The sequence below is a fragment of the Rhizobium sp. 268 genome, from assembly GCF_036571585.1.
Classification (GTDB): Bacteria; Pseudomonadota; Alphaproteobacteria; order Rhizobiales; family Rhizobiaceae; genus Rhizobium; species Rhizobium redzepovicii.
Window position 1 is genome coordinate 308,880 of the sequence record NZ_JAPPSO010000002.1, and the last position, 10,433, is coordinate 319,312.

4 protein-coding genes are annotated in these 10,433 nt (G+C 62.5%); 3 read left to right on the forward strand and 1 reads right to left on the reverse strand.

The genetic code is table 11. From position 1 onward, the window contains the following. Positions 1 to 2 precede the first annotated feature (2 nt). Both OS035_RS04900 and OS035_RS04905 read left to right on the forward strand, forming a co-directional pair. Positions 3 to 5,969 (forward strand): alpha-2-macroglobulin, encoded by a 5,967-nt coding sequence (locus OS035_RS04900; RefSeq protein WP_331813414.1) that lies wholly within the window; start codon positions 3 to 5, stop codon positions 5,967 to 5,969. Between the two features lie 48 nt (positions 5,970 to 6,017). Beyond that, positions 6,018 to 8,309, forward strand: coding sequence for a transglycosylase domain-containing protein (locus OS035_RS04905; RefSeq protein WP_331813415.1), 2,292 nt, complete (start codon positions 6,018 to 6,020; stop codon positions 8,307 to 8,309). A gap of 34 nt (positions 8,310 to 8,343) precedes the next feature. Here OS035_RS04905 and OS035_RS04910 read toward each other — a convergent pair whose 3' ends face one another. Next, positions 8,344 to 9,486: a helix-turn-helix transcriptional regulator gene (locus OS035_RS04910; RefSeq protein ID WP_310807307.1), complete on the reverse strand. Its 1,143-nt coding sequence runs from the start codon at positions 9,484 to 9,486 to the stop codon at positions 8,344 to 8,346. A gap of 620 nt (positions 9,487 to 10,106) precedes the next feature. Here OS035_RS04910 and OS035_RS04915 point away from each other — a divergent pair. Beyond that, complete coding sequence (locus tag OS035_RS04915; protein ID WP_003591985.1) at positions 10,107 to 10,307, forward strand: hypothetical protein; 201 nt, start codon at positions 10,107 to 10,109, stop codon at positions 10,305 to 10,307. Positions 10,308 to 10,433 lie beyond the last annotated feature (126 nt).

Below are 10,433 nucleotides of genomic sequence, written 5' to 3' on the forward strand. Positions count from 1 at the left end.
CAATGAAGAAGATCGCATTTCTCATTGCCCTCGCCCTTGCGTCTTCAACGCTGATCTCAAGCGGTCACGCGCAGCAAGGCGCTCCCTCGCCGGCACTGGATGTTCTGCAGCGCGCCGACGGCGTCAAAATCGTGCCGGAGAGGTTTTTGCGCGCCTATGATCCCGTGACGATTTTCTTTGCCACGGATACCGGCCCCGCAACCGGCGGCGCGGAAGATTCGCCCGAGCGTTTCGTGACGATGGAACCGGCTGTTTCAGGTGCCTGGCAGTGGCTCGGCCCGCGCGCTCTGCAATTCAGGCCCGCCGACAAGTGGCAGCCCCTTGCCCGCGTCAAGGTCAAGATGCTGGATCATGACAAGGGCGCCGGCGGTGAGACGGAACTGATACCGCTGCTGCCGGTGCCGGTATCGACGGCTCCGGCTGCAACCGATGATCCCGTCAGCGAGCTTGACCAGATCACCTTGACCTTTGCCGAACCCGTCGATGTCGCGGCGCTGAGCCGGCTGCTGTCGATCGAGCTGCGTCCGGCGCCCGGCATTGGCGACGAAGGCGGTCTGATGTTGGGGGCGCAAGATTTCGATATCCAGCCGCTTGAACGCAACAGCCGCGGCGATCAGCAATCCTACGTGGTGAAGTTGCATCAGAGCGTACCCGATGGCCGCGTCGCCATCCTGCGGCTAAAGCTTGCCGACACGCCGGATTTCAGCGATCAGACCTTTGAATTGCGCGTGCGCACCGCCGTGCCCTTCACCATGACCAGTTCCGATTGCGGGCGGGGCTTCGACGCCACCACGAGCGATGGCATCATGCGCTGCACCTCCAACGCGACCGTCAGCGATTACAGCGCCGCGGTCGATGATGACGGCAACGCCGCCGACAATGCCGATGCAGCGCCGGCCACTCGCCAGGGTCGCGGCATGATCTTCCGGTTTTCGAGCAATCCGGTGGTTGGGGAACAGTTCTCGGTCCGGGACGCCTTGCGCATTTCTCCGCCGGTGGACGATCTGACGGCGGAAGCAAGCGATGGGCGTCTCTATGTCAATGGCCGCTTTCTCACCGACAAGGTCTACACGCTCGATGTCGCTGCCGGCGCCTTGACGGATGACCGCGGCAGACCGCTGGCTGACGGCTTCGGCCAGAAATTCGCCTTCGCGCCGGAACAGTCTTCGCTCATCTGGGATGCGTCGCAGGGTGTGGTCGAGCGTTTTGGCCCACAACTCGTGCCGTTGCGCGGGCGCGGTTATGACAGGGCCGATGTGCGCATCCACGCGATCGATCCGCTGTCGCGCGATTTTTGGCCTTTCCCGCAATCCGGCCTCGATACGGATGATGACGAAGCACCGCCTCTGCCCGGCAAGGAGCCGCAGAAATGGGCCGACAACGACGAGATTTCAGCCGATGCGATCCAGGCGCGCGTCAAGGCCCTGGGTTCGCCCGCCATATCCCAGTTCGTCGACCTGCCGATTCACAAGGGCGGCGTCGACACCAAATTCGGCCTGGACCTGAAATCGCTTTTTGCCCGGATTGCCGGTGCCGACCAGCCCGGCAGCTATCTCGTCGGCCTGCGCGCGGTGGACAGCCAAACCCGGCATTGGCTTCGCGTACAGGTCACCGACCTGACCTTGAGCGCGGTGGAGGAGCCGGACCGGGTCCGCTTTGCCGTCACCTCGCTTGCCAGCGGCAAGCCGATGGATGGGGCGCAGATTCGCCTCGACGGTTTGCGCGACGGCAAATTCGTCACGCTTGCGGCAGGAACGACAGACGCGCAGGGCTTCTTTTCCTGGGAGCTGCAGAAGCGCGCCGACGCGAAGATCCGGCGCGTCATCGTGACGAAGGGGCTGGATACTCTGGTCGTCGATCCCGATCATGCCCCGGCCCAATATGCTGAAGACAACTGGACCAAACCCTCCGCCGCCTGGCTGGATTGGACCACCAATCCCGCGGAAAGCCGCACCGAGCAGAGCCGCACCCTCTGCCACGTCTTCACCGAGCGGCCGATCTATCGCCCGGAGGAGCCGGTGCATATCAAGGGATATGTCCGAAGCTACCTCGGAGGCCACCTGACGCTGCCGGCGCAAGGCGGCCAGATCGTCATCACCGGCCCCGATCAGCAGGAGTGGCGCGTACCGGTGCGGCTGGACGCGTTCGGCGGCTTTTATCACAAATTCGACTCGGAGACGCCGGCGACCGGCGATTACGAAGTTCACTTCGAGCCGGGCGACACCGCGCAGGCTACGGACCAGACTCAACCGGCGCAGACCTCCGGTGAGGACGAGAACGCCGACGGTCCGAGCGACGGCAATACCGATGAGGCGCAGCCAGGCGACAGCCAGGCCGATACTGCCGAGACCGCCGAGAGCGACGGCAGTCAAAGCAGCGCGGCCGACAACAGGGTCCAATGCGGCAGCATCTCCTTCAAGAAGGAGGCTTATCGCCTGCCGACTTTCGAAGTGGTCCTCAACAATCCGCAGACCGTGCCTCTCGATTCCTCCTTCAACGTGGACCTGGTCGCGCGCTATTTCGCCGGCGGCCTGCTGGCGGATCGTCCCATTCGCTGGCGCGCCGTGCAGTATCCCTACAATTGGACGCCGCCTGGCCACGAAGGCTTCCTTTTTTCGACGGATTCCCGGTACTCCGGCGGCAACGAGTTCAAATCCTCGCCCGCGCTGGAACGAGACGGCAGCACCGACGCCGGCGGCGCCTCGCGCATCAGCTTCGACACGACGATCGAGCCGACGGCGCAACCCCGCCGCTACATGGTCGAGGCGACCGTTACCGGCGACGACGATCTGCAGGTGCGCAGCATTACTACCGTCTATGCCGTCCCGCCTTTCGTGCTTGGCCTGAAGGTGCCGCGCTACGTGCCGACGCCCGGCGCCATCGAGCCTGAGATCCTGGCTGTCGACGGCAATGGCGATCCCGTCGCCGGGCTGGAGATGACGGCGCGGCTGATCCATCGCAACTGGACGTCGACGCTGCAGGCGAGCGACTTCAGCCAGGGTTCGGCGAAGTACGTCACGCAGGTCATGGACGAGACCGTTCTGGAGCGCAAGATTACCAGCACCAGCGATATCCAGACCCTGGCGCTCGAGGCAAAGGATGCGGGCGTCTACGTCATTCAACTCGAGGCCAGCGACCGGATCGGCCGCCGACAGCGGGTGAGCGTCGACTTCTTCGTCGGCGGCACCACGCCGGTCACCTGGGCACAGCCGCCCGCTCGCACCGCGGTCGTGACCACGGACAAGGACAGCTACATCCCCGGAGAAACCGCCAATCTGCTAATCCAATCGCCCTTCCAGACAGCCCGTGCGCTGGCCGTCGTCGAAGAGCCCGAGGGAACGTTCCGTTATGATTGGGTCGATATCGCCGATGGATACGGCCATTATGCTGTGCCGGTCCGCAAGGAGTATACGCCTGAAATTCCCGTGCACTTCCTCATCATGCGCGGCCGGCTGGAGACCAGCATCCCCTCGCCGAACGCGCCCTTCGACCAGGGCAAGCCTGTCACGATCGCCGCGACGAAGACGGTGACGGTAAAACCGGTGAAGAACATCGTCGCCGTTGCCTTGGATTACCCGAAGAAGGCCCGCCCCGGCGATGAAGTGGAGGTCACGCTGCATCTCGCCGACGATACCGGTCAGCCGATCGCGGGCGAGGCCACCTTCTGGATGATCGACCAGGCCGTGCTGTCGCTCGCAACGGAACAGCCGCTGGATCCGCTGCCGAATTTTATCGTCAAGCGCCAATCCACCATGGCGCTGCGCGACACCCGCAACATGGCCTTCGGCATCATTCCTCTGGACGAGGTGCCGGGTGGCGACGAGCGGGAGGAATGGGGCACGGACAACAATATCTCCGTCCGCAAGAATTTCACGCCGGTGCCGATCTATCTTCCCGACGTCAAGGTCGGCGCCGACGGCATTGCCAAGATCAAGGTGAAGCTTCCGGACTCGCTGACCGTCTTCAAGCTGCGTGCCAAGGCCGTCAGCGGTCCTGACCGCTTCGGCTACGGCACCGGCGAAATGCTGATCCGACAGGAAATCGTCGCTCAACCCGCCCTGCCTCGCTTCCTGCGTTTTGGCGACCAATTCGAGGCCGGCATCATTGCCCGTGTCGTTGAGGGTGGCGCCGGCGCCGGCGCTGCATCCATTGCTTCCGACGGATTGACGCTGGAGGGCAGCAAGGATCTTTCCTTTGCCTGGGAAGAGAACAAGCCGGCTCATATCGGCATTCTCGCCGAGGTGCCCGAGCCAAAGCCCGGCAAGGACGACGTGCGGCTGCGTTTCGGGGTCGAGCGCCTGGCCGACCACGCCAGCGACGCCGTGGAAATCACGCTGCCGTTGAAACCAGACCGCATCCCGACCAAACATTACCAGATCGTCGAAATCCCGGCGGGCGGCTCGAAAACGCTGCCCGCAACTGAGGGAGATGTGCGCCCCGGATCGTTCCAGCGTGCGATGACGCTGACCTCCGATCCGACATTGGTGAAGCTCGTTGCCGGCCTCAACACTTTGGTGGAATTTCCCTACGGCTCCACCGAGCAGCGGATATCGCTGGCCTCCTCCGGCGTCGCGTTCAAGAGTTTCGCTCCCATCCTGGCAGCGGCGAAGCTTGAAAAGCGCATAGACGGCGATGTGCACAACACCGTGCTGGCAATCGGCCAGGCGGTCGATGCCGACGGCCTTGTCGGCTTCTGGCCGCACAGCAAGGGCAATGTCTCGCTGACGGCCTGGGCCTATTCTTTCCTGGTCGCGGCCGACAAAGCGGGCGAACCCACCGACAAGGCTTTGACGGATCGTCTTGCGAGCGTGCTGAAACTGTCGCTACGCTCGGATTATCCGCATCTGCTCAGTGGTGACGAGGTTCGCGAACGGGTCGAGGCTCTGACGGCGCTGGCCGAAGGCGGCGGGCTCGACCCCGCCTATATGGCCGAACTCGCCCGTTCGGCTGCCTTGATGCCGAATGTCAGCGTTGCCAGAATGACGGCGGCCGCAGCTGGTGCGCCCGATGCCGACCAACGTCTTGTCGGTGGTCTCGCCGACACGATGTGGTCGCGCGTGCGCATCCTCTCTCGCAATGGCCAGCTGGTTTATGACGGCCAGGCTGAGGATGGAGGCAGCCCGATCATCCTGCCTTCGGAAGCCCGCAGCCTTGCCGAAATGGTGCGCGCGGCGGCTCTGACCTCTGAAACGGATCCGCGTTATCCCGCCTTGACAAACGCCTTGCTGCAGCTCGGCGACAGCGATGGCTGGGGCTCGACCAATGCGACGTCGGCTGCGATCCGTGCGCTTGCGGTCGCCTGGCAGAGGCCGACGACGCCCTTGCCGCTGACGCTGACCCAGAGCGGCAATGTTCAAAATCTGGCGCTCGACGCCAATGACCCTGTTTTGCGACAGGTCACTCTGGATCCGAGCGCCGTTACCATCCAAAATACGGGAACGGCGCCCGCCCTCGCGCTGGTGGAGACCTCCTATCTCTCTGCTGAAGCCGGCTATAGCGCGCAAGCTGAGAGCCGGGGGTTTGCCCTGACCCGCACGCTCTACCGCGTCCCCGCCGGCAATGCGCCGCTGGAGAAACTGATCCCCGATGCCAAAGGTGCTATCCAGCTCAAGGTGGGCGATGTGTCAGAGGAAAGGGTCGAACTGGTCGTGTCCGAAGATCGGACCCATGTGGCGCTTACCCTGCCGCTGGCCGCGGGGCTGGATCCTCTCAACCCCAACATCGCCACCGCCCCGGCCGAGGCTACACCGGCAATCGCGCCGAGCCTGCCGACCGATTGGGTGTCCTACGGGGACGATCAGGTGTTTTGCGCGTCCGAGAGGCTTCCGAAGGGCAACTACACCTTCGCCTACCGGACGCGCGCCTTGATCCCCGGTTCGTATACACAGCCGCAGGCCTTCGCCGAAACCATGTACCAGAAGGGCGTGCAGGGAACGAGCGCTGCCGTGCAAATCGTCGTGGCTAAGTAGTCCACGCAGCCAGGGAAGATATCAGGCGAGGAGCCAGCCAGCCGAGCAATGACACTCTTGGGACGCCGCCGATCGAAGCTCGTTCTTTTCTCCTCGCTGGTTCTTGCAGCGGGCGCCTTGGTCTATGCCTATCTCATCCATCAGCGTGCGCAGCTGATCGCGCCGGCACCGACGCCGATCCTCTATGATCGCAGCGGCGCTTTCCTCGCGCAGATCGGCCATGCCGACGGCGCCGGCGGGCGCATCGATTACGGCTATTGGCCGCTGGAGCAATTGCCGGATCGCGTTGTGAAGGCAACGCTTGCCCTCGAAGACAGGCGGTTCTACGACCATATCGGCGTCGATCCCTATGCCATCGGCCGCGCGGCCTGGCAAAATTTCGGTGCCGTCAAGCGCCGCTCGGGCGCCTCGACCATTGCGATGCAAGTGGCGCGGATGCAGCAGCCGGAATCGCGCACCTTCTTGCACAAGATGCTCGAGGCCGGCATCGGCGTCTTGCTGACCCTGCGTTACGGGCGCGACGCCACACTGGCGCAATATTTGCGGCTGGCGCCTTACGGCAATGGCAGCCACGGCATCGCCCATGCGGCGCGCCTCTATTTCGACAAGCCGGTGGCGGATTTGTCCTGGGCCGAGATCGCGCTGCTGTCAGCCATCCCGCAATCGCCGACCCGGATGAACCCGCTGCGGCCGGAGGGCTTGCGCCGGGCCGTTCAGCGCGGTCATCACATCCTCGACGCGCTGGCAAAACAGAAGATCATTCAAGCTGACGAGGCGGAGATCGCCCACCGCCAGCTCGATGACATGCGGATGCCCGCCCTGCCCCGCCGCCCGGACGCCCTGCACCTGATATTGCGCTATCACGATCTCATCGAGAACGGCGAGATAGCGCCTGCCTCCGCGGTTGCGCCGCTGATCCACACGACGATCGACCTTGGCCTGCAGGCCGACGTGACCGCTCTCGCGCGAGACTATCTCGATGGCTGGCGCTCTGCGGGCGCGCAGCAAGTCGGGGTCATGGTGGTGTCGCGGCAAACCGGCGAGGTCCTCGCCCAGGTCGGTTCGAGCAATTATTACGGCAGGCATGCCGGCGCCTTCGACTATACGCGGACGCAGCGTTCGCCGGGCTCGACACTCAAACCTTTCATTTATGCGCTGGGGTTCGAGCGCGGCGTGCTGAAGCCGACCGACATGCTGCTCGATCTGCCGGAAGGCGCCTCAGGCATCGGCGACGCGGACCGCGAATTCCTCGGGCCCATGTTGCCCCGCCAGGCGCTGGCGAATTCGCGCAATGTGCCCGCGACCAATCTGCTGCGTAGCATCGGTCTTGAGACGACGTTCCGCTTCTTGCGCGATCTCGGTCTGCACGACCTCGAAACCCCGGCCGACTATTTCGGCCTGTCGATGGCGATCGGCTCATTGCCCACACGCCTGGACAGGCTGATGCGGGCCTATGGGGCGCTCGCCAACGACGGCCAATTGCAGGATCTGCGCTGGGCGCGCGAACAGCCGCAGCCGCAGCCCGTGCGGGTCATTTCGCTCGATACGGCCCGGTTGATTACATCATTCCTGTCTGATCCGCAGGCGCGGCTGCCAAGCTTCCACCGCTACGGGACGCTGGAATATCCATTCCCGGTCGCCATCAAGACCGGCACCTCGCAAGGTTACCGGGATGCCTGGGCCGTGGCCTATTCGGAAAAGGTCATCGTCGGCGTCTGGATCGGGAGGGGCGATGACGGCACCATGAGCCGGATGACCGGCGCCGGCACTGCCGCCCGCCTTGTGCACGCCGTTATCGACCGGGTCCACGGCAACAAGCCTGGAGACATCGCCGATGCGCGTTTTCCGACGCCGCCGGACCGCAAACCGATGGAGGTATGCGTCGTCAACGGGCAGACGAATGACAATAGCTGCAGCCAGACGCTGGTGGAATGGCTGAAGCCCGATGAGATGCCGAAGGCGGCTGCGCTATCGCTTCGTTCGGACGCCAGCCTCAACCCTTTGCCGATCAGTGCAACAGCGGGGCGGAGCCAGAGCTATTCGCTCGCCAGTACCGACGCGTCTGATCCCAAGATCCATCTTGCCATCTCGACGCCGGCGCGCAACAGTCAGATCTGGCGCAATCCGGAACAGCCGGCCGCATTAGACCGGCTGCCTCTGAAGGCCGATGTCCACCCGCATGTGCCGCAAATCGTCTGGTATGTCGACGGCCAGCCCTTCGCCGTCACCGACCCCGACCGACCCGTCTTTTGGCCGATCCAGAGCGGTGAGCACCGCTTCCAAATCCGCCTGCCCTACCGCGACGAAACCTCCGCGATGGTACCGGTCTATGTGCAATGACAGCTTTCGACTGCGGAAAGCCTAGCCCACCGCATCAACGTGCGAGCGTTAGCCAATCGCCGATCGTTGTCCCAGAACGCCGCATGAAACGTGTCGCCGGGATGGCCGGGCGCTCCGTTGCTATGGTCTTTCTGACTTCACGCGGGCTGAGCCCGAATTCATGGCTGAACGCGCGCGTAAAATTGGCTGCTACGTCGAAGCCGGCGGCCTCGGCAATCTCCGAGATCGGCCTGTTGTCGGACGGGTTGGTTAGATCCGCATAGGCCTGTAGCAATCGACGTTTGCGAATGTAGTTGAAGACGCCCCCGCTCGTTTCGAACAATTGGTAGAGCCGCGTCCGCGAGATGCCCAGCGCCCGGCACATGACGTCAGGCGTCAAGCTGTCTGAATGAAGATTGAGGTGAATATAACGATGCGCCCGCTCCATCAGCCCCATATTGGTCTGTTCCTGACCGCGGTCCAAACTTGCGGACGATGCAGCGCATGCAACGACCATATCGCCGATCGTCCTGATGATCCGCGGCGCCTCCTCCACTGTCAAATTGCTGAGGTTCGCTTCCAGGCCGTCGATATAGCTGACGAGCAATTCGGCGAGGCTACCGGAGAGGGCGATGTTGTGGGCGTTCTGCAGAAGAGGCGCATCACGGGTCAGTAGTTCATAGGGCAGGAAGACGAGCACGGCGGCTGAATCGGTCATCCGCCCGCGGTACGGGTAACCAAGAGACCTGAAAAATATCTCGCCCGGGCCGGTCTCCGTGACATGGCGATTGGCCTCGGTCCAGGCCCGGCCGCTGCGAAGTACGCCGACATTCCAGTGATCGATTGGGCTCGACCGCAACATGGCCTGATCGCGAATATAGCTGCATGCCTGCACGCGCTGCTGGACGATGAGGATATCGCCGAGATGCCAGCCGGTCTGTTCCGCGAGAAAACCGTCGTCCTCAGATTGTCCGTTCTGCAGGTGAACATCCACAAGCGGCGCCATATGTGATCGCCAGGACTGGAATTGTTCTTTCGGCGGCAGGTCTCGCGTCGAAAACCGCAACGGCACCAATGCAGGCGGAACGTCCACCCGATGTTCTTTCTGCGGGGACGGTTCGCGCGGCCAGCGCCGCCGCTCCAGGTGGGCCGGCCATTCCTTCCCAGCAGCGGGGTCATCCCCAGACTCCGTAACCATCGAATTTCTCCAGCGCATAAGCCGGCTGAAACGTCCGCGCAGCCCATCCGACAAACCGAATCGACTGAAGTCCTACGTGCATAAGCTACTTATCATATTCCTATACGAGCAGAAATGGACGGACCGATAATTTTCGGGATGCGGCGATAACGACAATTGCGTCCTGTTCCGGTATTTAAATGAGCACGGGCTAGTTCCGAAGGACGGTTGGAAAGCCCAAATACTCACTTGCCAGTGCAATGCAGTTTCAAAGCACTCTCAACGTGATCGACACTAAATCACAACAAAATATGCAAGCAGAGGAGGATAGGTCGTGAACTATCGGGGCGATATTCGTGCGCGCTTTGCGCGAGCAATGGCTTACGACAGCAATTCCTATTCGCATAACTGTCAGGCGCCAGGAAAAACTCCTATCGCCAATCGTGCGGGTTTCCTCTGCTCACCTTCTTGCGAGACGCTCCTGAGGCCGGACATCGGCAAATAAGGAGGCGAAGGGGTTGCGCGCAGGCTGAGGCCGTCTGTGTCGATGCGTAATAAGGCCGAGGCTTGCACGCAACCCTTACCCTATCCACCCATTGGCGAATTTTGTGACGCTGCCCATTGGCAGAATGGAGGCTAAGATGACGACCGCATGTGATGAGAAACAAATCGAATTGAAGCCGATTTCGAGCTGCAGACGAGAGGTCGAAGTCGCAATGGTGGAAATGCTCGTCAGTTTGCAGAAACATGGATGGTCGGCTGCGGAATTGGCATTGGAGCTCGCAGATGCCTCCGAAGATCTCGTCATGCTGATCGCGACCAAAAAGCTTCGACCGAATTAGAAAAACGATCGCGTGGAATTATTCTGTTTTTGTCTTGATGAGGTGGCAGCATTGTCAGGCGCGGCGCAGTGATTTCCAATCACGTCAGTCGCCGCGCCTGAGATCGCTTGACCATTCCCTGCGCCA